General features: G+C 73.5%; 22 protein-coding genes. 10 read left to right on the top strand and 12 right to left on the bottom strand.

The window, feature by feature from the left end:
• Nucleotides 1–86 precede the first annotated feature (86 nt).
• Nucleotides 87–1283: a MarP family serine protease gene (locus G339_RS0123610; RefSeq protein WP_019633537.1), complete on the top strand. Its 1197-nt coding sequence runs from the start codon at nucleotides 87–89 to the stop codon at nucleotides 1281–1283.
• 336 nt (nucleotides 1284–1619) lie between these two features.
• Here G339_RS0123610 and G339_RS35055 read toward each other — a convergent pair whose 3' ends face one another.
• From G339_RS35055 to G339_RS0123570, 9 genes are all read right to left on the bottom strand, one after another.
• Nucleotides 1620–2252 (bottom strand): DUF309 domain-containing protein, encoded by a 633-nt coding sequence (locus tag G339_RS35055; RefSeq protein WP_019633536.1) that lies wholly within the window; start codon nucleotides 2250–2252, stop codon nucleotides 1620–1622.
• 1 nt (nucleotide 2253) lies between these two features.
• Nucleotides 2254–3177 (bottom strand): alpha/beta fold hydrolase, encoded by a 924-nt coding sequence (locus G339_RS0123600; protein ID WP_019633535.1) that lies wholly within the window; start codon nucleotides 3175–3177, stop codon nucleotides 2254–2256.
• 4 nt (nucleotides 3178–3181) lie between these two features.
• On the bottom strand, nucleotides 3182–3613 hold the full coding sequence (locus tag G339_RS0123595; protein ID WP_019633534.1) for a phage holin family protein: 432 nt from the start codon (nucleotides 3611–3613) through the stop codon (nucleotides 3182–3184).
• A gap of 461 nt (nucleotides 3614–4074) precedes the next feature.
• Nucleotides 4075–4884, bottom strand: a complete 810-nt coding sequence (locus G339_RS0123590; RefSeq protein ID WP_019633533.1) for a type II secretion system F family protein — start codon at nucleotides 4882–4884, stop codon at nucleotides 4075–4077.
• A gap of 224 nt (nucleotides 4885–5108) precedes the next feature.
• Nucleotides 5109–5813, bottom strand: a complete 705-nt coding sequence (locus tag G339_RS38140; protein WP_084693384.1) for a type II secretion system F family protein — start codon at nucleotides 5811–5813, stop codon at nucleotides 5109–5111.
• Between the two features lie 118 nt (nucleotides 5814–5931).
• Complete coding sequence (locus G339_RS40000) at nucleotides 5932–7101, bottom strand: TadA family conjugal transfer-associated ATPase (protein ID WP_019633532.1); 1170 nt, start codon at nucleotides 7099–7101, stop codon at nucleotides 5932–5934.
• 17 nt (nucleotides 7102–7118) lie between these two features.
• The gene (ssd, locus tag G339_RS39995; RefSeq protein WP_019633531.1) at nucleotides 7119–8186 is read right to left on the bottom strand and encodes a septum site-determining protein Ssd; all 1068 of its coding nucleotides are present in this window, start codon (nucleotides 8184–8186) and stop codon (nucleotides 7119–7121) included.
• A gap of 693 nt (nucleotides 8187–8879) precedes the next feature.
• Nucleotides 8880–9497, bottom strand: coding sequence for a pentapeptide repeat-containing protein (locus G339_RS0123575; protein ID WP_026341720.1), 618 nt, complete (start codon nucleotides 9495–9497; stop codon nucleotides 8880–8882).
• 34 nt (nucleotides 9498–9531) lie between these two features.
• A complete protein-coding gene (locus G339_RS0123570; protein WP_019633529.1) occupies nucleotides 9532–10323 on the bottom strand; it encodes a Fic family protein in 792 nt (263 codons plus the stop codon).
• Between the two features lie 237 nt (nucleotides 10324–10560).
• Here G339_RS0123570 and acs point away from each other — a divergent pair, with 237 nt between their 5' ends.
• The 6 genes from acs (at nucleotide 10561) to G339_RS0123540 (ending at nucleotide 16557) form a co-directional block, all read left to right on the top strand.
• On the top strand, nucleotides 10561–12528 hold the full coding sequence (acs, locus tag G339_RS0123565) for an acetate--CoA ligase (protein WP_019633528.1): 1968 nt from the start codon (nucleotides 10561–10563) through the stop codon (nucleotides 12526–12528).
• Between the two features lie 167 nt (nucleotides 12529–12695).
• On the top strand, nucleotides 12696–12878 hold the full coding sequence (locus G339_RS0123560; RefSeq protein WP_019633527.1) for a DUF4244 domain-containing protein: 183 nt from the start codon (nucleotides 12696–12698) through the stop codon (nucleotides 12876–12878).
• Nucleotides 12879–13078: 200 nt separating this feature from the next.
• Nucleotides 13079–13483 (top strand): TadE family type IV pilus minor pilin, encoded by a 405-nt coding sequence (locus G339_RS0123555; RefSeq protein WP_019633526.1) that lies wholly within the window; start codon nucleotides 13079–13081, stop codon nucleotides 13481–13483.
• A gap of 124 nt (nucleotides 13484–13607) precedes the next feature.
• A complete protein-coding gene (locus G339_RS35040) occupies nucleotides 13608–14021 on the top strand; it encodes an Rv3654c family TadE-like protein (protein ID WP_084693383.1) in 414 nt (137 codons plus the stop codon).
• 238 nt (nucleotides 14022–14259) lie between these two features.
• Nucleotides 14260–15696, top strand: a complete 1437-nt coding sequence (locus G339_RS0123545; RefSeq protein WP_020722881.1) for a hypothetical protein — start codon at nucleotides 14260–14262, stop codon at nucleotides 15694–15696.
• 465 nt (nucleotides 15697–16161) lie between these two features.
• Entirely contained in the window at nucleotides 16162–16557 is a 396-nt protein-coding gene (locus G339_RS0123540; protein ID WP_019633524.1) for a hypothetical protein, read from the top strand.
• Between the two features lie 163 nt (nucleotides 16558–16720).
• Here the strand turns inward: G339_RS0123540 and G339_RS0123535 are convergent, their stop codons facing one another.
• Nucleotides 16721–18946, bottom strand: coding sequence for a DEAD/DEAH box helicase (locus tag G339_RS0123535; RefSeq protein WP_019633523.1), 2226 nt, complete (start codon nucleotides 18944–18946; stop codon nucleotides 16721–16723).
• 325 nt (nucleotides 18947–19271) lie between these two features.
• Between G339_RS0123535 and G339_RS0123530 the strand changes: the two genes are divergently transcribed.
• Nucleotides 19272–19625: an STAS domain-containing protein gene (locus G339_RS0123530; protein WP_019633522.1), complete on the top strand. Its 354-nt coding sequence runs from the start codon at nucleotides 19272–19274 to the stop codon at nucleotides 19623–19625.
• A gap of 15 nt (nucleotides 19626–19640) precedes the next feature.
• Nucleotides 19641–20126, top strand: coding sequence for an ATP-binding protein (locus G339_RS0123525; protein WP_019633521.1), 486 nt, complete (start codon nucleotides 19641–19643; stop codon nucleotides 20124–20126).
• 678 nt (nucleotides 20127–20804) lie between these two features.
• On the opposite strand, the gene G339_RS0123520 is transcribed toward G339_RS0123525, so the two are convergent.
• Together G339_RS0123520 and sigE are read right to left on the bottom strand one after the other, a co-directional pair.
• Nucleotides 20805–21620, bottom strand: coding sequence for an alpha/beta fold hydrolase (locus G339_RS0123520; protein ID WP_019633520.1), 816 nt, complete (start codon nucleotides 21618–21620; stop codon nucleotides 20805–20807).
• Between the two features lie 48 nt (nucleotides 21621–21668).
• Nucleotides 21669–22241: an RNA polymerase sigma factor SigE gene (gene sigE, locus G339_RS35035; protein ID WP_051107940.1), complete on the bottom strand. Its 573-nt coding sequence runs from the start codon at nucleotides 22239–22241 to the stop codon at nucleotides 21669–21671.
• A gap of 237 nt (nucleotides 22242–22478) precedes the next feature.
• Between sigE and G339_RS0123510 the strand changes: the two genes are divergently transcribed.
• Nucleotides 22479–24062, top strand: a complete 1584-nt coding sequence (locus G339_RS0123510) for an acyl-CoA synthetase (RefSeq protein ID WP_019633518.1) — start codon at nucleotides 22479–22481, stop codon at nucleotides 24060–24062.
• The last annotated feature ends 109 nt before the right edge of the window (nucleotides 24063–24171 follow it).

Raw genomic sequence — 24171 nt, 5'->3', positions numbered from 1 at the left:
CCTAGTTCCGTGCGGCTACCGGCGCGGACGCGATGTGGTCCGCTGAGGCGACGTTCCGGACGGCAGGAGCCCTATACGGTGAAGCGGTGTTCGGCGACCACCTTCTCGACCTGATCCTGATCGGGCTCCTCGTGCTGTTCGCGGTCTCGGGGTACCGGCAGGGCTTCATCGTGAGCCTGCTGAGCTTCGCGGGCTTCATCGGCGGCGGCGTGGTCGGCGTGCTCGTCGCCCCGCCCATCGCGGAGGCGACCGTGGACGGGAGCGCGCAGCAGGCGCTCCTCGCGATCGTCGTCGCGTTCCTCGCCGCGACGCTCGGGCAGCTCGTCGCGTCGTCCCTCGGCGCGGTGCTGCGCAACCGGGTGACCGGGGTGAACGCCCGCGCCGTGGACGCGGCGGGCGGCGCGGTCGTCAGCTCGCTGTCGCTGCTGATCGTGGCGTGGTTCTTCGGGACGCTGATGTACGACTCGGAGTTCACGCCCGTCCGCAAGCAGGTGAAGGCGTCGTCGGTGTTCAAGGGCATCAACACGGTGATGCCGCCGTCCGCGCAGACGTGGTTCGGGTCGTTCAAGGCGTTCGTCCGCGACAGCGAGTTCCCGCAGGTCTTCAACGGGCTCGGCGGCGAGTCGGTCGCGGAGGTGCCGCCGCCCGACGACGCGATCCTCAACACCGACGCGCTGCGCGCCGCCAAGCGCAGCATCGTCAAGGTCGTCAGCACCGCGCCCGAGTGCCAGCGGCGCATCGAGGGCACGGGGTTCGTGTTCGCGCCGGGCCGCGTCATGACGAACGCGCACGTCGTCGCGGGCGCGCGCGGCGCCTCGACCATCGCGACGCTGGACGGGTCGCGGGTGCGGGGCCGCGTCGTCCTGTACGACCCGAAGCGGGACATCGCCATCCTCAGCGTGCCCGGCCTGAAGGCGCCCGTCCTGAAGTTCGCGGGCACGGCCCGCATCCGCGACGACGCGATCATCGCGGGCTTCCCGAAGAACCACCCGTTCACCGCCGGGGCCGCCCGCATCCGCGCCCGCCAGATCGCGACGGGGCCGGACATCTACCACGCGGGCCAGGTGAAGCGCGAGATCTACGCGATCCGCGGGACGGTCGAGCCGGGCAATTCCGGCGGTCCGCTGCTCTCCACGGACGGACGCGTGTACGGCGTCATCTTCGCGGCGGCGCTCGACACCCCCTCGACGGGGTACGCGCTGACCGCGAAGGAGGTCGAACCGGACGCCGAGGCGGGCGTGAAGTCCACGGAAACCGTCGCGACGGGCGAATGCTCGGACTGACGTGCCGGGTGCCCGCGGCGCGGGATCGCCCGGCCGTGGTGTGACGGTCCGGTGTGACGGTCGCGGTGGGGAGGCCGCTCGGCTGATGGCGCCCTGGTGGACCGGTCTCGGTGGAGGAGCTGCTCGGGTCGACAGCATGCGGGCGTGACGGTCCCGGTGGGAGGGCGGCGGTCGGCGGACCGGGGTCAGGGTGAGTTGGCAGGTCCGGGGCGAATTCGGTGCCGGGACGGGAGCGCGCGGGTTGCCGCGATCATGTCGGTGCCCAGGGCGGGGACTGCTCCGGCTGACGGCCTGCCCGCTTGATGGTCGTGGGGGGATTACTTGGGCTGGTGGCGGTCAGCGGGTGAAGTTCAGGACGATCGGCAGGTCCGGGGTGAGTTCGGTGTCGGGACGGGTGAGGAGGGCGCGGGTCGCCGCGATCACTCCGGCCGCGTCCACGCCGTGCGGGGCGCGGGCCGTCCACGGTTCGAGTGCGGCGGTGGCTCGGTCCAGCAGGGCGCGCGCGCCGCGCGGGTTGCCGCGCCGCAGGTGCGTGATGCCGACCGCGACCTGGGCCAGGGAACGCCACAGCTCGCGCTCGTCCGGCGGCGCGCCCTTCCAGACGGCCTCCAGGACCTCGTGCGCGTGAAACGGCCGGTCCGCGTCGAGGAGGCGCTGCGCCTCGGCCAGGCCGCGCACCGGATCGGGGTCGAGGTCGTCCGGCATGGTCGGGACGCCGGTCGCGCCGTGCGGCAGCGGGCGGCCGTAGGCGTCGCGGGGCCGCGCGTTGCGTGCGCGGCCTGCGGGGTCGCGGTCGCGGGTGACGGCGTCCCCGGCCGGTCGGGTGCGGCCGGCAGCGCGTTCGTCGGCTTCCTCGTCCGGCTCGGCGGCGTTCTCCGCGCGCGGCTCGGCCGGGGTGCGTTCGCTGGTTTCCGCGTCCGGTTTGGTGCCGCCGGGAGTGTGTTCCTCGCTCGGGTCGTCGTCGGGCATTTCAGCGTTCCGGTTCGGGGTCAGCGAGCCAGCCGAGCAGGTGGCGGTCGAATGTTTCCGGGCGTTCCTGGTGGGGGAAATGGCCGACGCCGTCGATCAGCTTCCAGCGGTAGGGCGCGGTGACGTAGCGGCCCGAGCCCTGCGCGGTCGCGGGCAGCGTGCAGCGGTCCAGCGAGCCGTGGAGCTGGAGGGTCGGCACCTGGATCTGCGCGCGCATCCGGTGCGCGTAGCGGATGCCGTCCGGGCGGGGCAGCGAGCGGACGAGCCACCGGTGGTACTCCAGCGCGCAGTGCGCGACGCCGGGGATCTGGATCGCGCGCCGCGCCAGGTCCTCGGTCTCGGCGTCCGGGAAACCGGGGCCCGACCACGTGCGCAGAAGGCGCCCGACGAGCGCGGCGTCGTCGCGGAGCAGCCGCCGTTCGGGCAACATCGGCAACTGGAACCCGAACGTGTGCCGCGCCGCCCACGCCTGCCCGCGCAGGTCCGCGAGGACGGCCCGCCGCAGCCGCAGCGGATGCGGCGCGGCGACCACCGCGAGCCGGTTCACGATCTTCGGGTGCTGGACGGCCATCGTCCAGCCGAGGAGCCCGCCCCAGTCGTGCCCGACGACGCAGGCGTTCGCCTCGCCGAGCGCGCGGACGAGCCCGGCGGCGTCGGACGCCAGCGTCACCAGGTCGTAGCCGCGCTGCGGCTTGTCGCTGCCGCCGTAGCCGCGCAGGTCGACGGCCGCCACCCGGTACCCGGCCGCCGAGAGCGACACGAGCTGGTGGTGCCACGACCACCAGAACTGCGGGAAACCGTGCAACAGCAGGACGAGCGGCCCCTCACCGGCCAGGGCGACGTGGAACCGGGTGCCCCCGGCGCTGACCATGCGGTGCGTCCACGGTCCGTCGATCTCGACGATCGACGCGTCGTGCCCGGCCACCGGGTCACTCCGTCAGCGCGGGCGTGTCCGGGTCGCCCCGGTGGCGCAGCGCGGTGAAGTCGTCCTTGAGCGTCTTGCGGGTGCGCTTGGCGCCGTCGATCTTCCTGATGCGGCGGTACCCGAGGAAGATGAGCCCCCCGGCGAGCAGCAGGTAGATCCCGGACACGATGAGGAACGCGGCCCAGTGCCAGATCCCGCACGCGACCAGCCCGTAGGCGAGCGCGATCGACAGCAGGATGACGATGAGTCCGCCGATCAGTCCCGCGATGGCGAACATCACGCCGCCGAGCGCGGCCTTCTTCGCGTCGTTCTTCAGTTCGAGCTTCGCCAGCTCCATCTCGGCCCGGACCAGGCCGGAGATGTTGCTGGACGCGAGCGCGACCAGGTCGCCGAGGGACTTGTCCTCGATGCGCTCGCCCGGCAGTGCCTCGGACATATCGCTCTCTCCTTCCGGGCCCCGCGCGCGGGGCCGCTCCCAGCCTGGCAGCCGGGCGGGTGGTCCGGCCACCGGCGCGCGCGGCGCGAGCCGTCCGCGGCGCGCGCCGTGGCCGTCACCGCGGGCGGCCGCCGCGTGCGCCCGGTACCGCCGCGCCCGCCTTGGACCGCCGTCCGCGCGGGCGGCGGTTCCCACGGGACCGCCCCGGTGCAGTTCTTCCCCGTGGGTCGCGGAACCCGCTCCGTGTCACCCGAGGACGCCCACGAACTTACCGATCACCGGCGCATCGAACACCATTAGGGCCGTTCCGGCACCGTCGGGTCGCGCCCGGGCACGGACGGGACGCGCCCGGAATTCCCGTGAACGCAGGAACACCCGATCCGTCGCTGGCTCACTATGGCGTGAGCAGCGCGGGCGCGAGGCCAGCGACGGCCGGGACGATCGTCCGGGCTGTGGCCGGGTTACCACGGTGTGAGCATGGTGGATGCGAGGCCCGCGATGGCCGGGACGATCCCGAGCAGGACGAATGCCGGGAGAAAGCAGATTCCGAGCGGTGCGAGCACGTGGACGCCCGCCGCGCGTGCCCGGCGGGTGGCGTCTGAGCGGGCGTGCGCGCGGCGGTCGCGGGCGAGTCGGGCCAGCGTCGGTGCGAGTGCCGACCCGCTGCGGGCCGCGCGGCTCGCCGTCCGCGCGAGCGGTGCCAGCGCGGGATCGGCCGCGAGGGCGGACCAGGCGTCGGCCGGGTCGGCGCCAAGTCTGATCCGCGCCGCGACGGCGTGCAGTTCGTCGCCGAGCGGCCCGGCGACGGCGGTGGCGACGGCCGTCACCGCATCGTCCCACGGGGTTCCGCCGCGCAGGCACGCGGCCAGCAGGTCGACGGCGAGGGGCAGGTCCGCGACGATCCGCGCGCGGCGCTTCCGCTCGTCGGCCGTGTCGAGGCGGCCGAGTCCCCGGTCCGCCGCGACGGCGACGACGAGCCCGCCGACGACCCCGGCCACGCCCCCGACGACCAGCGCGACGGCGAACCCGGCCGCGACCGCGGCACCCCGCCGCAGTTGTTGCTCGCGCGACGCTGGCGATGACTGCGCAACGGCCGCGCCCTGCCGTAACTTCCGCTCCCGCGCCGCCGTTGTCGCCCGCCCGACGACGCCCGTCTTCTCCGTGGGTGCCCGAGCCGCCGCCCGCACCCGCTGCTCGGCCCGGGACGCGGGCCGGGGCAACAGCAACCCGCACGCGGCGAAACACGCGACGGCGATCCACAGGGCGGTCATTGGGACACCTCACTTTTTGGCTGGTGGGCTGGATTCGGTGATGCCGACCCGCCGAACCGCACTGCCGCGCTCGACGATGCGACGACGAACTCGGCCTCCTGGCCGCGAGCAGGGCGGCCGCCCGTGGGAACGAGGGGCTGCGTTCGGGAACGTCGACTGAGCGGAAGACGGGAACGGCGCGTCGTATGGACGGCGACGAAACGGTAGAGCCGGGAACGGTGGGGTCATCGGGGCGTTTCTGCTGCTTTGGCGAGGTGGTGGGTCCACCAGAGGCCGGTCGCGTTCAGCGACGTGCCGAGTAGGAGGCATGCCAGGCCAGGGAGAGTCGTGAAGAGGAAGGCCACGGGGTGGGCACCTATCGCGGCTGCCATCGCCAGGCCGAGTAGGGGAAGGGCGGCGAGTAGGCGGGCCGTTGCGCGGGGGGCCGCTAGTTGCGCGGCTACCTCGCGGCGTAGTTCTTCCTCGTCGCGGAGTGCCGTTGCCAGGCCGTCCAGGACGTCGCCAAGGGCCCCGCCGCGTTCAGCGCCGATACGCCAGCATGCTGCGAGTGGGCGTAGACCCGCCGCGCCTGGTTCGGCTGCCAGGGCTTCCAGGTGGTCTGTTGGTGGGTCTGCGCCGGAGGGCGGCAGCCGCCGGGTTACGCGGGGATCGAGTGTGGCGGCGGCGAGGGTGTATGCCTCGGCGGGCGCGCGTCCGGCCGTCAGCTCGGCGGCCATGCCGTCGCAGAGCTCGATGACCGCGGTGCGCCAGCGGTCGGGGTCGCGGCGGCGGTCCCGCAGCGCGGTGACGCGTTCCTTCGTGGTCGTGAGGGCAGTATGGACGTCCGGGCGCGCGGGGCGCAGCGCTTGGACGAGCCGGCGGGCCGCAGGCGGCGGTCCCGTTGCCAGCCAGACTGCCGCGACAGCGCAGAGCACGGCCAGCGGGATCATGAGCGCGGCTCCCACGGCCGGGCGGTGGCGGTCATGGTTGCTCCTATCTGCCGTCGTGCGGACGCTGGTGCGGCGAGCGCGTGTTCGTGCTGCGCTCTGAAGGCGGGCGAGGCCGCGGTCATGCGGCGGCTCCCGGCGTCCAGCGGTTTCCGAGGCGTGCCGCCAGGGCGGCGGCCCCCGGTTCGAGGACCGGCCCGCCGGTCGGCGGGAAGGAGATGGCGGGTATCGCCTCGACCAGGCCGTTCGCGGCGCGGTGCAGCAGGCAGACCTCCGCTACGCGGCGTCGGCCGCCGGACGGGTCGCGGACGAGATGCACGATCACGTCCAGAGCCGCCGCGAGCTGGCTGTGGACGGCCTCGCGCGTCAGGCCCGCCGCGCAGGCCAGCGCCTCCAAGCGCGCCGGGACGTCGGCGGCGGCGTTGGCGTGCAGCGTCCCGCAGCCGCCGTCGTGGCCCGTGTTCAAGGCGTTCAGGAAGTCCACGACCTCCGCGTTGCGCGTCTCCCCGACGACGAGCCGGTCCGGCCGCATCCGCAGCGCCTGCCGGACGAGGTCCCGCAGCGTCACCCCGCCCGCGCCCTCGATGTTCGGCGGCCGCGCCTCCAACCGGACCACATGCGGATGATCCGGCCGCAGCTCGGCGGAATCCTCGACCAGCACGATCCGCTCCCCGTGCCCGACCCGCCCGAGTAAGCAGCTCAACAGGGTCGTCTTCCCCGTCCCCGTCCCGCCGGTGATCAGGAACGCGACCCGCGCGTCCACCAGCGCCGCCAGCAGCCGTGCCCCCTCGGGCGGGACGGTCCCGGCGGCGGTCAGCTCGTCGAGCGTGAACGCGCGCCGGGGCGGAAGCCGCAGCGACAGGCACGTGCCGCCCGGCGCGACGGGCGGAAGGACGGCGTGCAGCCGCACCCCGCCCGCCAGCCGCGCGTCCGCGCACGGCGAGGCGTCGTCCAGCCGCCGCCCCGCCGCGGCCGTCAGCCGCTGCGCGAGCCTGCGGACGCTCGCCTCGTCGTCGAAGCGCACGGCGGTGCGCGTCAGGCCGTCGCCCGCGTCGACCCACACCTCGTGCGGGCCGTTGACGAGCACGTCCGTCACGCCGGGCGCGCGCAGCAGCGGGTCGAGCGGCCCGGCCCCGGCGAACTCGGCGCGCAGCTCGTCCGCGAGCGCGAGCACCTCGCTGTCGCCGAGCAGCCCTTCCTCGGCCCGCAGCGCCGCCGCGACGTGCCCGGCGGTCGGCTCGGCGCCGGTTTCGGCGAGCCGACCGCGGACCGCCTCCGACAGTCGTCGCACGGTCCCCTCCTTCCTGATCAGGCCGCTGCCAGCGGTGCCGGACGGTCCGTGAGCGGCAGTTCGGCGAGCAGGTACTCGCACAGCGCCGACAGCGACCCGCGCCGCAGCGCCTGCGGAAGGTCGGAGTCCTCGACCGCCGCCGCGAACCGCTCGTCGCGCTCCAGCACGCCCGCCGCGGGCAGCGCCAGGCACTCCGCGACGACGTCGGGCGTCAGCCCGCCCGGCGACGGCAGCCCGACGACGAGCCGCAGGTCCGCCGTCAGTTCGGCCAGCCGCGGCGCGATCCGGGCGGCGGCCATCGTCGCGCGGACCTCGGCGGGCACGAGCAGGAACGTCACGGCGGCGGCCTGCAGCGCGGCGGTGCCGAGCGCGTCCGGGTGGCGCGGCGCGTCCACGACGGTCAGGTCGAATCCGCGCGCCGCCGCGCCGAGGACGGCGGCCGCGGCCTCCCCGGGGACGGGCCCGTCCGGCTCCCCGGACAGCACCGACAGGTTCCCGGCGCGCGGCAGCGCGTCCCGCAGGGAGGACGGGCCGAGCCGCCCGCGCCGGGGCGCGAGGTCCCGCCAGCGCGCGCCGGACCGCTCCTCGACGCCGAGCAGCAGGTCGAGCCCGCCGCCGCACGGATCGGCGTCGACCAGCAGCGCGGACGTCCCGTCGCGCGCGGCCGTCCACGCGAGCGCCGCCGCCAGGACGCTCGCACCCGAACCGCCGCGCGCCCCGCACACCGCGACGGTCAGGCCCGCGTCGCCCCGCCCCGGATCGGCGGCGGCGCGGAAGGCGTCGACGAGCCACGGCTCGTCGTCGGGCAGGACGGCGATGTCGCGCGCGCCGATCGCGACCGCCCGGCGGTACACGTCGGGATCGCCGTGCCGGGCCGCGACGACGACCCCGCCGCGGTGCGGCACGCCCGCCAGCGCGTCCGCGAGGTCGGCGCCGACGACGACGAGCCCGGCCCGCCGCCAGCCGGCGCGGGCGCGCGCGGGGTCGGCGGCGGTCTCGGCGGTCGTGCCGGCCGCGGCGGCGAGGCGGAGCAGGTCGTCGCGGAGCGGCGCGTCGCCGCTGGCGATGAGTGCGGTGCCGGTCATGGGGTTCCTCCCGGTCGGTTCGGAGGACCCCAGCGTGCGGCGGTGCGGCGGCCCGGCGGAAATCCGCGCGGAGCCTGTGGATAACTCGGGGTGGGCGGCCCGTGGCCGGGCCGCCCACCCCGGGCATGAGGCGACCCCCGCCGGGGGGGAGAGCGGGGGTCGCCGTGCGGTCCGACTCCGGGGGGGGTAGAGCCGGACCGTTTCTCAGGAAAGCATCGAGAGCGTAGATCACCGCGGGCGTGCGCCAGCGGCGTCTACAGGAGACGCAAAGTCACCGCCTACAGTCTAGGCAGATACAACATATGCTGCCCGACTGTTACGACTTCCGTCGAGCCACAATGTCACCCCTCTGGTGACTTTTCTTCTCGTTCGGCTACATCGGTGTGCTCGCAGGTCGGGAGGTGCCGGGCAGGTCGGGCATATCGGCCGGGTGGCCTATTGATCGTTACCGTGCGTTTCGGAAAAAACAAACGATCACGGTCTGTGATCACTTACCGGGCGGTGGACTCGGTACAAAATAGGACGAACTAGACTTTTCACCGGTTCATTCCTGTGAATTCCGCGCAACCGATCACTCAGCCGAACAACACCGGCATCCCGGTCGTCCACGCACGGACGCGCCGGGGAAAGGACTGGTCCGCGTCCCGCCAAGCCGCTGGACGCCGTCGCCTCGCCCCCTCTCGAACACGCCGTCTAGGAACGGACCTCCAGGCCGAGCGCCGTCACCAGCGCCACCGCCTGCGCCGGATCGACGACCGCGCCCCGCAGCTCCACCGTCGCGGGATCGAGCGGCGGCAGCACCGATCCGCGCAGGTCGCAGCCCGAAAGGTCGGCCTTGTGCAGCCACGCCCCCGACAGGTCGCAGCGCCGCACCGGCGCCCCCGCCAGCCGCGCGCCCGTCAGATCGGCCTCGCGCAGCCGGACGTCGGCGAAGTCGGCGCGCCGCAGATCCGCGCCGGGCAGCCCGGTGAACGACCAGTCGCCGCCGCCGACCTTCATCAGGTCGTGCGAGCAGTCGTCGAACCGGGAGCCGACGAGCTTGCAGCCGGTGAACGTCGCGTCGAAGAAGGAGCACCGCACGAACGTGCAGTTCAGGAACGCCGAGTCGGCGTGGGACGACACGTTGAACCGGACGCCCCGGAACACGCACTCGGTGAAGACGGCGGCGGCGCTCGTCGCCTCCGTCATGTCCACCTCGGTGAACAGGACGCGGGTGTGCTCCTCGTCACCCAGGTCCCGCGAATCCCAGTCGGCGGAGCGCACCGTCGTCTCGGTTGCCGGGGCGGCCGCCCCGGGACGTCGTTCGACCACGCGCCGAACGTACCCGCCGGGTCGGACAGAACCGTCAGCCGCGCATCAGGGCTTCGCAGATCGCCTGCGAGTCGCGCGCGGCGGCGGCGGTCGCGTCCGCGCAGTGCGCGACCCAGGCCGCGACGCCGTCCGCGCCGCCCGCCGCGTAGCCGCGCAGCGCCTCGCCGTACGCGCCGGACAGCTCCGCGTGGCCCGTCTCGGGCGCGGTCAGCGACTTCGGGTCGAAGCCGCGCGCGACGAGCGTCAGCCGCTGCGCGGCGCGCGCCACGATCCCGTCGCCCCAGCCGAACGGCCGCAGCACCGCCAGCTCGCCGTGGACGATCGCCGCGACGACCAGCGCCGGGGCCTTCGTCGGCTCGGTCAGCAGCGCGCTGAGCTGGTCGAGGCGGGCCGCGACGGCGTCCGGCGGCGGGGCGTCGCCGAGCCCGAGCGGATCGGTGGACGGCTTGCCCTCCGCGCGCGGACGGCCGAGCGCCTCGGCGTCCACCGCGTCGGCGGCGACGAGCACGTGCAGCCGGGCCAGGACCTGCCGGGGCGCCTGCCGCCACGTCTCGGCGAGCGCGCCGATCTCGGCGGACACGCGCAGCGAGCCCTGCACGACCGGGTCGGACGGGTGCTCGGTGGTGCGCAGCTCGTCCAGCGTCACCGACGCGCCCTCCAGCACGGCGGACGCGCGGGCGCCGCGCAGCGCGGACTCGGTCGACACCTCGGCGCTGCGCCGCCGCAGGATGCGGTGGCCGAGGAGGCGGTCGACGGCCTTGCGCGCGTCGGCGACGGCTTCGGCGACGCCGGGGAGGTCGGCAACGGAGGCGAGTGCATCGGTCACGGAGCCGACCCTATGCGGTCGTCCGGGCAGCTTCCGCCCCGGGTGGTTCCGCCGCCGCGCCGCGAGGGAAGGACCTCCGGCGATCGGTTGTGGCGGGCATCACATAGCATCCCGTCCGGAGTAGGGAGCGTCCGGCGCCCCCGGCCCGCCCGGAGCAGGGGCGTCTTGATACGGGACGCTGACTCCTGCTGGAGTGGGCCTGGCCGGAAGCTCCACTTTCATCAGCGAGGAGTACGTGTGAGCGAGAGCCAAGAGACACTGTCGAACCTCCTACAGGAGACGCGACGTTTTCCCCCGCCGGCTGAGCTCGCCGAGTCCGCCAACGTCACCGCGGCGGCGTACGAGGAGGCCGCGGCCGACCGGCTGGGCTTCTGGGCCGCGCAGGCCGAACGCCTGTCGTGGAGCAGGCCGTGGGACGAGGTTCTGGACTGGAGCAATCCGCCGTTCGCGAAGTGGTTCGTGGGCGGCGAGCTGAACGTGGCGTACAACTGCGTCGACCGGCACGTCGAGGCGGGACTGGGCGCGAAGGTCGCCTACCACTGGGAGGGCGAGCCCGGCGACAGCCGCACGCTCACCTACGCGGATCTCAAGCGCGAGGTGAGCAAGGCCGCGAACGCGCTGCTGGAGCTGGGCGTCCGCAAGGGCGACCGGGTGGCGATCTACCTGCCGATGATCCCCGAGCTGCCGATCTCGATGCTGGCGTGCGCGCGGATCGGCGCGACGCACTCGGTGGTGTTCGGCGGGTTCTCCGCCGACGCGCTGCGCACCCGCATCGACGACGCGCAGGCCCGCGTGGTGATCACGGCGGACGGCGGGTTCCGGCGCGGCAAGCCGTCGTCGCTGAAGCCCACGGTGGACCAGGCCGTCGCCGACGCGCCTTCGGTGGAGCATGTGCTCGTCGTGCGGCGCACCGGTGAGGACGTCGCGGAGACGGAGCGCGACGTGTGGTGGGAGGACCTGGTCGAGCGCCAGTCGGACCAGCACACCCCGGAGCCGGTGGACGCGGAGCACCCGCTCTACATCCTCTACACGTCCGGGACGACGGGGAAGCCGAAGGGCATTCTGCACACGTCCGGCGGGTACCTGACCCAGACGGCGTACACGCACTGGGCGGTGTTCGACCTCAAGCCGGAACGCGACGTCTACTGGTGCTCCGCCGACATCGGCTGGGTCACCGGGCACTCCTACATCGTCTACGGCCCGCTTGCGAACGGCGCGACCAGCGTGATCTACGAGGGCACGCCGGACACGCCGAACCGCGGCCGTTGGTGGGACGTGATCCAGAAGTACAAGGTCACCATCTTCTACACGGCCCCCACCGCGATCCGGACGTGCATGAAGTGGGGCGCGGACATTCCGGCGCGCTACGACCTCTCGTCGCTGCGGATACTCGGCTCGGTGGGCGAGCCGATCAACCCCGAGGCGTACGTCTGGTACCGGGAGACGATCGGCGCGAGCCGCACGCCCGTCGTGGACACCTGGTGGCAGACCGAGACCGGCTCCATCATGATCTCGCCGCTGCCCGGGGTGACGGCGGGCAAGCCGGGTGCGGCGATGCGCCCGCTGCCGGGCATCGTCGCGGACGTCGTGGACGACCAGGGGCGGTCCGTGCCGAACGGCGGCGGCGGGTTCCTGGTGGTCAAGGAGCCGTGGCCGTCGATGCTGCGGACCATCTGGGGCGACGACGAGCGCTACGTGAAGACGTACTGGTCGCGGTTCGACGGGATGTACTTCGCGGGGGACGGCGCCAAGAAGGACGACGACGGGGACCTGTGGCTGCTGGGCCGCGTGGACGACGTCATGCTCGTCTCCGGGCACAACATCTCGACGACCGAGGTCGAGTCCGCGCTGGTGTCGCACCCGAAGGTCGCGGAGGCGGCCGTCGTCGGCGCGACGGACCCGGTGACGGGGCAGGCGATCGTCGCGTTCGTGATCCCGCGCGGGGAGGCGGGCGAGGAGGTCGAGGGCGAGGCGTTCCTGAAGGAGCTGCGCGACCACGTCGCCCGGACGCTCGGGCCGATCGCCAAGCCGCGGCAGATCCTCATCGTGGCCGAGCTGCCGAAGACGCGGTCGGGGAAGATCATGCGGCGGCTCCTGCGGGACGTGGCGGAGAACCGGAGCATCGGTGACGTGTCCACGCTCGCCGACAGCACGGTCATGGACCTGATCTCGGCGAAGCTGCCGGAGGCCAAGTCGGACGACTGACCTGCGGGGACGTCGGAGCGGGGGCGGGGCCGGTGCGGCTCCGCCCCCGCTTGTCGTTCCCGGGGTTATCCACAGAACGTCGTTCGGTTCTCCTGGGTCTTGCGCCCGGCCGCACTCTCGTCCCGCAGGGCGCGAACAGGTCGCGCCCTCTCGGGAAGGGAAGCCGGATGAATCGGTGGCAGCGGTGCCGGAGCGGCGCGCGGGACCTCGGGATGTCGACGGCGGAGTACGCGATCGGGACGGTCGCGGCGGCGGCGTTCGCGGGGGTGCTCTACAAGGTCGTCACGGCGTCGGAGGTGAAGTCGGCGCTGATGGGGATCGTGCGGAAGGCGCTGCAGCTTGCGTCATGAACGGTGGTCGCGGGCATTGGGCGCGCGCGGCCCGGGACGCGCGGACTGGCTGCGGCACGCGGCTCGCGGCCCTGGGCGTGCGGAGTGGCCGCGGGCTTCCGCTCGGGGATCAGGACGTGCGGGCTGGCCGCGGGCTCTGGGGGTGCGCGGTTCGGCACGCGCAGGTCGGCCGCAGGTTCTGGAGGTGCGCGGTTCGGCACGTGGCGCGGGCCGGGCGGGACGGCGGGATGGTCACGGCCGAGGTCGCGCTGGCGCTGCCCAGTCTCGTGCTCGTCACCGCCGTCGCGCTGTGGGGCGTCGCGGCGGCGTCGGCGCGGCTCGCCTGCGCGGACGCGGCGCGCGCCGGGGCGCGGGCCGCCGCGCGCGGCGAACCCCTCGCGGCCGTGCGGTCGTTCGTCGCGCGGGCGGCCCCGCGCGGCGCGGTGGTCACGGTGCGCCGGGACGCGGCGGAGACGAGCGTCGACGTGTCCGCGCGGATCGCCCCACCGGGCGCGTCCGGGCTCCCGGCCCTGACGGTCACGGGCCGCGCGACGTCCGCGACGGAACCGGGCGTCCTCCCCGACGCGGAATCAACGACGCCTGACCCGGCGAAAGGAGATCACTGATCCGAAAGCCGGACGTTGCGGCCGGAAGCCGGCAGAAGCCGGTCGGCGCAGCACCGCTGCGCGCCGGGTGTAGGGGCGCGCTGCGGCGGCTGGTGGGGATGGCCGACCAGGAAGGAGATCACGGATGGGGAGAAGCGGGCGGCAGAGAAGGGGCGGTCGGCGCGGAAGGCGGCTGAGGTGGCGCGACGACCGCGGATCGGGAACCGTCTGGGTCGTGGCTCTCCTGGGCGTCGTCTGGGCGACGGGCGCGGCGGCGATGGCCGTGGGCGGGGTGCGCGGCGTGCGGACGCGCGTGCAGGCCGCCGCCGACCTCGCCGCGCTCGCCGCCGCCGGAACGGTCGGCGGGGAGGCGGCCCGGTGCGGGCGGGCTCGGCACGTCGCGGCCGAGTCGGGCGGGCGGCTGGCCTCCTGCGCGGTCCGGTCGGGGATCGCGGACGTCGCCGTGACGGCGCGCCTGCGCGTCCCCCTCGGGCTCGGGGACCACGTGATCATCGTGCGGGCGAGGGCTGGTCCCAGCGGGAGCGAGGGCGTACCCTGAACGGCGTCCCGTTGCACTTACTGTCAATAGGTGCGAGAGCGAGGGGTGCGACCTGCCTCTTTGTCATCGTTCCGTGACGTAGTTCGCGCAGTGGTACGTTACGCTTCCGGTAACCCACCGGTATCGACTGGCGCGCCGACCCCGGCCGCCACTCGCCCCCACCCCGACCCCCGGCCCCGCCAGCGCGGACGACCCCCGGGGCTCCTTCGGCAGATCATCCGACGAAGGGATTGAGGCCGTGACCATGATTCGCAGGATCGGTGCCGCCGTGCTCGCCGCACCCCTTGCGATCGGTTTCCCGGTCTTCTTCGCGGCGCCCGCCAGCGCCGCGTCCACCGGCATCACGTCCCCGGCGAGCGGCGCGGTCATCAAGTCCGGCACGCAGGTCGAGGTGAAGGCTAAGTCCGGACTGGCTCACTACCAGCTTCGCGTGACGGCTCCCGGTACCGGGGAGAAGACGCTCGACGACAAGTTGTTCGGCGGCGACCTGTCGGGCACTGTTGCGATCCCGAGGAACGGCAAGTACTCCGTCGCTGTCGTCCGGGTGCGCATCCTCGGCGGCCCGGTCACGGAGGGGACCAGCACGTTCACCGTCCGGGTTCCCCCGGCGCAGCCCGCCGGGCTCACGGCGACCGCCTCGGGCGGGAAGCTCAAGGTGAGCTGGACGCGCGGCGGCGAGGTCGACCTCAGCGGCTACACCGTCGGGGTGTCCGGCAAGGGTTCGCAGACCGGCGCGGTGAGTAAATTCTGCTCCGGCGCGGCGTGCTCGGCGACGTTCGCGGCCCCCGCGAGCGGGACCGTCAAGGTCAACGTCTACGCGAAGCGGTCGAACGGGCTCGGCGGCACGGTCTCGTCGGGCATCGCCTCGACGAACCTCACGATCAACGGCGGCCAGGGCGGCAGCGGCGGCGGTGGGACGACGCTCCCGCCGCCGACCGGCACCGCGCCGTCGCTGCCCGGCACCGGCGCGGCCCCGACGACGTCCACGCCGCTGACGGCGTTCAACAACCAGTCGCCGGTCACGCTGCCGTCCGTCCAGCCGGACGGCGCGACGCCCGGCTACACCTACCCGGCCCCGCAGGTCGCCGGGCAGCAGGGCACCCCGACCGCGGCGGACATCCCCGTCCCGGCGCCGCTGCAGTGGGGCCGGAGCGTCGGCATCGCGCTGGTCCTGCTCGTCATCGCCGCGCACCTCGGCACGTGGACGCGGCGGCTCCGCGTCGCGCAGGCCGGGCTGAGCAGCAAGGGCATGGCGGCGCGGGCGGCGCGCGGCGGGACGGGCCGCAAGCGCGTGAGCCGCGCCAAAGAAAGCATCACGGAGGCCGAGGCGCTGGCGCGCACCGCCGTCCTCTCGCTGGGCACGAAGAAGCGGCCGACGACCGCCGCCCCCGTCGCCGAGGTCGCGGCCGCGCCGACGAGCAAGCTGTTCCGCGAACCCGGCAGCGCCGCCGACGCGCCCTTCCTCGACCCCGCGAAGCCCCCGGCGGACGACGACACCGCGCCGCCCGTCCCCGCCTGGGCCAAGGTCCCGACGAACGAGGACGCTTCCCCCGTCCCCACCTGGGCGACGTCCCCGAAGACCGACAACCCCCCGCCGAGCGCCCGCCCCACCAGGCGCCGCCCCGCCAAACTCGGCAAGCCGACCACCCGCAAACGCCACCCCGAAAAGCACTGACGGCCAACCACCCGAAGCCCACCCGCACGTACCACTGGCCTTTCGATCGCGCCATCTGCGCTGCGCCCACAATGCGTGGCCGCGACGTGGACGGACTACGCCGCGCGAGAGGCGTGTAAGGCACTGCCGCGCCCATGCGCCTTGCGCGACGCGCGGCGCGGAGTTGGGCGGGCGGTGCGGTGCGGGTGGCACGGGGTGGTGCGGGGTGGCCGGTTGGTGTTGGGGAGTTGTGGTTCTGGGGGCTTGTTCTTTCGGGTGTGGGGTGGACGTCAAGGGAAGATGGCGCGGGGATGCCGGTGGGTTGGTGAGGGATTGTGCAGGTCAGTGGGGGGTGGGTGGACGAAATCGTTGTTGGGGGGCATTTTTGATCATCGAGTGATGGCGTTCGGAGGGCGTTGGCACTAGGCTCCGGAGCCGGCAGAGAGTTCTCCCGGATCGTCCGGAAACGGAGAGGAGACGCTCCGCATGATCTTCTTGGGTCTGGTGCTCATCGTCGCCGCGCTGGTGGTGGGAGCCGCGATCGTCCTGGGCAACGACGGCGCCGCGTCGCTGTCGGCCTTCGGCCACACCGTCCCCGGCGTCGAGAACGAGTGGCAGGTCTTCCTGGCCGGTGCGCTCGTCTCCCTGGTCTTCGTGCTGGGCATCGCGGTGGCGGCGGGCGGCGCGCGGCGCTCCATCGACCTGCGGCGCGAGCTGCGCGACCTGCGCGACGAGCACGAGGAGTCGGTCACCACACTGGAGATGGAGAAGCGCCAGCTCCAGCGCGAGCTGGCGCGCGCACGCCAGAACGCGGGCCAGGGCGGCCCCGGCACGGTGCCCAACGCCGTGCCCGCCCAGCGGGTGGCCCCGCCCGCGAGCTGACCGGCTACGGGTCGCGCCTCGGCGTGCTGCGTTCCGCGAGGACGTGCTGACCGGGCGTCCGCCGACGTGGGCGTGGTCTATTGACCGGCCATTGACCGGTGAGCGGTTCGCCGAGGGGAGCGCGTTGCGCGGCTGGCTGCGGAGCGGGGTGGCCGGGGTCGGGTCAGGTGGCTCGGCGTAGTAGTTCGGCCAGGAGGTCGAGGGCGCCTAGTTTGTCGAGGGGTTCGTTGGCGTTGCCGCATTTGGGGGACTGGATGCAGGACGGGCAGCCCGTCAGGCACTCGCAGGCGGCGATGGCATCGCGGGTGGCGTGGAGCCAGGCGGCGGCGTCGTCGTAGCCGCGTTCGGCGAAGCCCGCGCCGCCCTCGTGGCCGTCGTAGACGAAGACGGTGAGCAGGCCCGTGTCCGGGTGGACGGCCGTGGAGACGCCGCCGATGTCCCACCGGTCGCACGTCGCGAAGAGGGGCAGCAGGCCGATCGACGCGTGTTCGGCGGCGTGCGCCGCGCCCGCGAGGTCCATGTCGCCGAGCGATTCGACCTGTTCAGGGGAGAGCGTCCACCAGACGGCGCGGGTGCGGAGCGTGCGCGGCGGGAGGTCGAGGGGTTTCTCGCCGAGCATCTCGCCGGTCTGCGGCCGCCGCATCTGGTAGGCGACGACCTGGCGCGTCACCTCGACCGTGCCGAAGCAGAGCGTCGCCGCGCCCCAGCCCGTCGTGCGGAGCCGTTCGACGATGCGGATGTCGGTGACGTCGCGCGCGGTGGTCGTGTAGTCGGGCTCGGTGTGGTCCACGAGCGCGACGGAGTCGTCGAGGTCGAGCGCCCGCACGACGAACGACTCGCCCTGGTGCAGGTAGACGGCCCCCTCGTGGACGGTCGTGTGCGCGGACGCCTCGTCCACGGTGCCGAGCAGCCGCCCCGTCCCGGCCTCGACGACCTGGACGGGCGCGCCGCCCGCGCCCCGGATGTCCGCGAGGTCGGTGGCGCGCTCGCGGCGCGTCCAGAACCAGCCGGTCGGCCGGTGCCGCAGCAGCCCGCGCCGCACCAGGTCGGGCAGCAGCGCGGTCGTGGCGGGCCCGAACAGCTCGGCGTCGGCCTCGGTGAGCGGCAGCTCGGCGGCGGCCGCGCACAGGTGCGGCCCGAGGACGTACGGGTTGTCGGGGTCGAGCACGGTCGCCTCGACGGGCGTCCCGAAGATCGCCTCGGGATGGTGGACGAGGAAGGTGTCCAGCGGATCGTCGCGCGCCACGAGCACGGCCAGCGCGGGCTGCCCGGCCCGCCCGGCGCGGCCCGCCTGCTGCCACAGCGACGCGCGCGTGCCCGGCCAGCCGCATACGACGACGGCGTCGAGCCCGGACACGTCCACCCCGAGTTCGAGCGCGTTCGTGCTGGCCAGGCCGGTGATCGCGCGGGACCGCAGGTCCGCCTCCAGCGCGCGGCGGTCCTCGGCCAGGTAGCCCGCCCGGTACGCGGCGACCCGGGCGGCCAGCTCGGGCGCGACCTCTTCGAGCGCCCGCTTCGCGCTGAGCGCGACGGATTCCGCGCCGCGCCGCGACCGGACGAACGCGAGCGTCTGCACGTCCGCCGCGACGAGGTCCGCGAGCAGCGCGGCGGCCTCGGCCGTCGCCGTCCGCCGGATCGGCGCGCCGCGCTCCCCGCGCAGCTCGGTGAGCGGCGGCTCCCACAGCGCGAACGTCGCCTCGCCGCGCGGCGACGCGTCGTCGGCGACGGCGACGACGGGCAGCCCGGTCAGCCGGGTCGCGGCCGCGGCGGGCTCGGCCGTCGTCGCGGACGCCAGGACGAACGTCGGCTCGGCGCCGTAGCGCGCGCAGACGCGCCGGAGCCGCCGCAGGATCTGCGCGACGTGCGACCCGAAGACCCCTCGGTATCCGTGCGCCTCATCGACGACCACGTACCGGAGCCGCCGCAGGAAACCGCCCCACCGCGCATGCCCCGGCAGCAGCGACCGGTGCAGCATGTCGGGATTGGTGAGGACGTAGTTCGCGTGCTGCCGAACCCACGTCCGCTCGTCGCGCGGGGTGTCGCCGTCGTAGGTCGCGGCGCGCAGCCGCGTCAGCCGCAGGGCGCGCAGCGCGCGGAGCTGGTCGGCGGCGAGCGCCTTCGTCGGGGACAGGTACAGGACCGTCCCCTCGGCGCGCGCCGACTCGTCGTGGATCGCGGCGAGCGCGGGCAGCAGGTAGCCGAGCGACTTGCCCGAGGCGGTACCGGTGGCGAGGATCACAGAACGCCCCGCGCGGGCGTGCTCGGCGGCGGCGACCTGGTGCTCCCAGGGCGTTTCGACGCCCGCCGCGGCGAGTCGGCCGACGACGATTTCGGGAACCCACGCCGGCCAGTCCGCGTGCCGCCCCGGACGCGCGGGAACCCGTTCCACATGGGTGATGCGGCCGCGCCGGCCCGGGTCGGCCAGGAGCCGTTCGAGGGGTGAAGAAGATCTTTGGACGCCCATCAGGTTTTCAGTCTGCCAGCATGGGCAAAACCAGGGGAACGCCCCGGTGCCGGTGGCCCCATCCCCCTGCCAAGCCCGGCAGATCGCCAGGTCAGACGGGATGGCGCGAAGTTTCGTCTGAGTGGGCGATAACGTGCCTCTGCGACGCCGGAGCGTGGTTGAATCTCGGGCGAAGTTCCGTTCCCCCGGGCCGCCGCCGCGGACCGCGGAGCGAGCGGAATCGAATGTGCTGTACGGCGCTGGAGGATCTGTGGACCTGAAGGTGAACGACTACACCACCGACGATGGCCTGACCGTCATCACGGTGGAGGGCGAGATCGACGTCTACACGGCGCCGAAGCTTCGCGAGAAGCTGATCGACCTGGTGAACAAGGGCAAGTTCCACCTTCTCGTGGACATGGAGAAGGTCGAGTTCCTCGACTCCACCGGTCTCGGCGTGCTCGTCGGCGGGCTCAAGCGCGTCCGGGCGCACGACGGCTCCCTGGAGCTGGTCTGCACGCAGGAGCGCATTCTCAAGATCTTCCGCATCACGGGGCTCACCAAGGTCTTCGGCATCCACACCTCGATCGCCGAAGCCGAGGAGAAGCGCAAGGACGCCAAGTAGGCGGCCCCCGCTGAGATGGCGATCGTTGAGCTTGCATTCAGTGCGCTGCCCGTCCACGTCCGCACGGCCCGTCTGATCGTCACCGCGGTGGCCCGCCGCAGTGGCGTCGAGGAGGCCCTGCTGGACGAGGTGAGGCTGGCGGTCGGCGAGGCGTGCTCCCGTGCCGTGGAGGCGCACCGCCGCAACTGCCCGGACGAGCCGGTCCACCTGGAGTTGAAGGGCGAGGGTGGCCGGTTCGAGGTGACCGTGACGGACGCCGTGCCCGGCGAGGACATCGCCGGGCCGGGCAGCCGGACGGGCGACCGGGCCGAGGGGTCGTCGGGCGACCTCACGGCGGTGGGCACGCCGGAGGACCTGGCGTTCGCCCTCGCGAACGGGACGGTGGACCTCGGTCTCGCCGTCATCGAGGGGCTGGCCGACGATGTGGAGATCAGCGCCTCCCCCAAGGGCGTGCAGATCCGCATGAGCTGGCCCGCGACCGAGGCCGCCGCGGCGACCTGACCCCCGCGCCCCCGCCGACATCCTGCCGAAGGCCCCGCATGCCGGGGCCTTCGCCGCGCCCCCCGCCCCCCGGACGTTGACGTTCCCGCGACGGTTCGGCGTGCCGAGCCGTCCGGGCGCGTGGCGTCGGGGACAGGTGGAAGTGGCCCCGCCGACACATCGCCGGGAATCGGCGTACGGCGGCTTTTGGATGGACCGGCTTGATCTAGTGCGCGGGCGCGGGGACGTCGATTAGCGCGGCCCTCGCGAGTCGCGCTTTGTCACGCCGGGAGCATTTCGACGCGCACCGGCCGGGCGCCCAGCGGCGCAAATTGGCGACAGCGCCGAATCCTGCGCATTGGCGGCCGCTTCGGTGCTCACGATGTGATGAGTCGATCTGCCGCGCGGCATTCGCGCGGTTCTCTGGCCGGTGGAGCGGCGACAACATGCCGTCTGACCTGCGGTTACCCCATGAAATTGCAGTTCACGAGCGGGTGCGTCGCGCGTGCGTGACTGCGTCCGCGCCGCGAAAGTTGCAGGCGGCCGACATTTCTCGCAGAAAATACGAATGGCCCTCTGGATCGAGCGCGATGATCGGAGTAGCGTCGAAGGCGCTTCCCTTTTGCGGGTGTCAGAGTGCTGAAGGGGCCGGCAGCAGTTCATCGGGTGAAAGCCTGGCCGGCCCCTGCCCGCGCGTCCTCAGGCGGAAGTCCTGTCCCGTTCGGCGGACAGCAGCGGATGGTCGCTGCCTTCGAGGAGCACTTTCGCCACGAGTTCCGGGTCGTCGCCCATCGGGACGTGCCCGCAGTTGCGCAGCCAGACGAACCGCGCGTCCGGCAGGCGCTGCTGCGCCCGCACGGCCTGCCCGGCGCGCAGGACGCGGTCGCGGGTGCCCCAGGCGATCGTGACCGGGACGTCCGCGCACTCGCCGACGAACCGCACCTTGCCGCCCGCGCGCAGCGTGGGCTCGAAGCCGACCGCGTCGCGCAGGGCGCGGGCGTCGGCGGCGAGGACGTCCGCGGCGATGAGGTCCGGGCGGCCGTAGATCATGCCGAACATGGCGCGGCGGCGGCGCGGGGAGCGCGCCAGCCCGTCCAGCACGAGGTCGGGGACGCGGGCGGCGAGCCGCGACAGCCGCAGCGCCGACATCGCGTACCGCAGTTCGGCGGCGTTGTAGAAGCCCGCCGGGGACAGCGCCGTCACGGAGCTGACGAGCCCGCGGTCGGCGGCTTCGAGGGCGAACAGCCCGCCGAGCGAGTTGCCCGCGATGTGCGGGCGTTCGACGCCGAGCGACGCGAACGTCGCGGCGAGGACGTCCAGCGCGGCGTCGAGCGTGTAGGGGGTGCCGTCAGGAAGGGGCGGGGACGCGCCGAAGCCCGGCAGGTCGACGGCGATGACGTCCCGGTGTCCGGCGAGCCGGTCCAGGACCGGCTCCCACCCCTGCCAGCGGTGTCCGATGCCGTGCAGCAGCACGAGCGGGGGGCCGGAGCCGCGGCGTTCGAAGACGAGGTCCACGCCCCGAGGGTAGGCCAGCGGCTACCGAGCGGTCACTTGTGAGTCCGGTCACCCGGCGGCGACGGCGGACTCCCGTGCGGCGGGCGCCGCGCCCCCCGGCGCGGCCCCGGCCGGGCGCCGGTGCTCCAGCGCCTCGCGGAGCTGGGCGCGGCCCCGGTGGATGCGGGACCGGACGGTCCCCATCTTCACGCCCAGCGTCGCCCCGATCTCCTCGTAGGAGAGGCCCTCGATGTCGCACAGGACGACCGCGGCCCGGTATTCGGGGGCGAGGGAGTCCAGCGCGCGCTCGATGTCGGCGTCGAGGTGGTTCTCGTCGTAGACCTGCGCGGGCGACGGCTCGCGGCCGCGCAGCCGGTCGTCGGCGTCGTCGGCGAGCGCGTCGAAGCGGATGCGCTGGCGGCGGCGCGCGCGGTCGAGGAAGAGGTTGGTGGTGATCCGGTGCAGCCAGCCCTCGAACGTGCCGGGGGTGTAGGACGACAGGGAGCGGAAGACGCGGATGAAGACGTCCTGCGTGAGGTCCTCCGCGTCGTGCCGGTCGCCGGTCAGCCGGTACGCCAGCCGGAACACCCGTGCCGAGTGCTCGCTGACGATCTCCTCCCATGTGGGAGGCGTCCACGCCATCGCGCCTGCGCTCACCGCTACCCCCCGCCTGATGCCGAATCGTTACCCCACAGCATGCTCCCCTCTGGATAAGAGGGGTGTAAGCCTGGCCGGATCACGCGGTGTTCCCGGTCACTCCGGGTAGAAACGTGTGACCCATCTCATGGACGCCGAATCAGACGAGCAATTGAATACTTACTGACCGGTGTGGATGAATCGGGAGACTCGGACTCCACCCCCACCCTGCGAGGACGTGGCATGGCGCGCAGTTACAACCTGGCCGACCTTCTCGAGATCCTGGCCGACGCGGGGCCGGAGCGGCCCGCGCTCGTCGCGGGCGGCGAACGCCGGACCTACCGCGAGCTGAACGAGCGGGCGAGCCGGGTCGGCCACCACCTCGCCGCCGCGGGCGTCGCGGCGGGCGAGCACGTCGCGATTCTGTCCTACAACCGCGCGGAGTGGCTGGAGTCGATGCTCGGCGCGTTCAAGATCCGCGCCGTGCCGATCCCGGTGAACTACCGGTACGTCGCGGCGGAACTGCACCACGTGCTGTCCGACTCGGACTCGGTCGCGATCGTCGGGGAGCGCTCGCTGCTGGCGCGCGTCGAGGAGGTCCGGAAAGACCTGCCGAAGCTGCGGCACGTCATCGTGCTCGAGGACGGCGCGGACGACGAGATCCCCGGCGCGGTGGAGTACGAGGCGGCGCTGGCCGGCGCGGACCCGTCCGACGACTTCCCGGAGCGGTCCAGCGACGACCGCTACATCATGTATACCGGCGGAACCACCGGTTACCCCAAGGGCGTCGAGTGGCGCTGCGAGGACATCTTCTTCGGCGCGCTCGGCGGCGGGAACGTCCTCGGCGACCCGATCGGCAGCCCGGACGCGCTCGCCGCGAACGCCGAGCAGCCCGCGATGGCCGTCCTCGACTGCGCGCCCGTGATGCACGGCGCGGGGCAGTGGGTCGCGTTCATGGGCCTGTTCAGCGGCGCGAAGGTCGTCCTCTACACCGAGCACGGCTTCGACCCGGCGACGGCGCTGAAGCTGCTCGCCGCCGAGCAGGCGAACGTGATGATGGTCGTCGGGGACGTGATGGCGCGGCCCATCGCCAAGGAGCTGGCGCGCGGCGGGTACGACACGTCGTCGCTGTTCGCCGTCGCGTCCGGCGGCGCGCCGCTCACCGACGCCGCCAAGGACGAGCTGCGCGTCCACCTGCCGAACGTGATGTTCCTCGACAACTACGGCGCGTCCGAGACCGGCGCGACGGGGCCGTCCGTGGGCGGCAAGGAGGGCACGGCCCGGTTCCAGATGAAGCCGGACACGACCGTCCTGGACGACGAGCTGAACGTCGTCAAGCCCGGCGAGATCGGCAAGCTCGCCCGCAGCGGCCACATCCCCGTCGGCTACTACAACGACCCGGTCAAGACGGCGTCGACGTTCTTCACCGACAAGAACGGCACGCGCTGGTCGGTGCCGGGCGACTTCGCGACGCTCGAAGAGGACGGCACGATCACGCTCCTCGGCCGCGGCTCGCTGATGATCAACACCGGCGGCGAGAAGGTGTACCCCGAGGAGGTCGAGGTCGCGCTGAAGGACCACCCGGACGTCTACGACGTCGTGGTCGTCGGCCTGGCCGACGAGCGGTTCGGGCAGCGCGTCGCGGCCGTCGTCGCGCCCCGGCCGGGCACGAGCCCGACGCTGGAGGAGCTGACCGAGCACTGCCGGTCGCGGCTCGCGGGCTACAAGCTGCCGCGCCAGATCAAGCTGGTGGACGAGGTGCAGCGCACGGCAGTCGGCAAGTCCGACTACAAGTGGGCGCGCGCGGTGTTCGCGGACAACGCGTAGGTCCACGCGGGAACGGGGCGGCCGCGGCCGCCCCGTTCGGCGTTTCCGGCCCCGCGTCAAGAAATGATTGCGCCGGTCAGGACATCGCGTGGGGCCGAAGTCGTGCATA

It is taken from the genome of Actinomadura atramentaria DSM 43919 (assembly GCF_000381885.1).
Taxonomy (GTDB): domain Bacteria; phylum Actinomycetota; class Actinomycetes; order Streptosporangiales; family Streptosporangiaceae; genus Spirillospora; species Spirillospora atramentaria.
The sequence above is the reverse complement of the archived record's forward strand: the minus strand, read 5'-3'. Positions and strand labels throughout refer to the sequence as shown.

Excerpts from the sequence above, each read along its gene's own strand:
- G339_RS0123560 (WP_019633527.1), top strand. The coding sequence starts at position 12,696 with ATGAATCGGTGGCAGCGGTGCCGGAGCGGCGCGCGGGACCTCGGGATG.
- G339_RS0123590 (WP_019633533.1), bottom strand. The coding sequence starts at position 4,884 with ATGACCGCCCTGTGGATCGCCGTCGCGTGTTTCGCCGCGTGCGGGTTG.
- G339_RS0123540 (WP_019633524.1), top strand. The coding sequence starts at position 16,162 with ATGATCTTCTTGGGTCTGGTGCTCATCGTCGCCGCGCTGGTGGTGGGA.
- sigE (WP_051107940.1), bottom strand. The coding sequence starts at position 22,241 with ATGGCGTGGACGCCTCCCACATGGGAGGAGATCGTCAGCGAGCACTCG.
- G339_RS35055 (WP_019633536.1), bottom strand. The coding sequence starts at position 2,252 with ATGCCCGACGACGACCCGAGCGAGGAACACACTCCCGGCGGCACCAAA.
- ssd (WP_019633531.1), bottom strand. The coding sequence starts at position 8,186 with ATGACCGGCACCGCACTCATCGCCAGCGGCGACGCGCCGCTCCGCGAC.
- G339_RS35040 (WP_084693383.1), top strand. The coding sequence starts at position 13,608 with ATGGGGAGAAGCGGGCGGCAGAGAAGGGGCGGTCGGCGCGGAAGGCGG.
- G339_RS0123510 (WP_019633518.1), top strand. The coding sequence starts at position 22,479 with ATGGCGCGCAGTTACAACCTGGCCGACCTTCTCGAGATCCTGGCCGAC.
- G339_RS0123525 (WP_019633521.1), top strand. The coding sequence starts at position 19,641 with ATGGCGATCGTTGAGCTTGCATTCAGTGCGCTGCCCGTCCACGTCCGC.
- G339_RS0123595 (WP_019633534.1), bottom strand. The coding sequence starts at position 3,613 with ATGTCCGAGGCACTGCCGGGCGAGCGCATCGAGGACAAGTCCCTCGGC.
- G339_RS38140 (WP_084693384.1), bottom strand. The coding sequence starts at position 5,813 with ATGATCCCGCTGGCCGTGCTCTGCGCTGTCGCGGCAGTCTGGCTGGCA.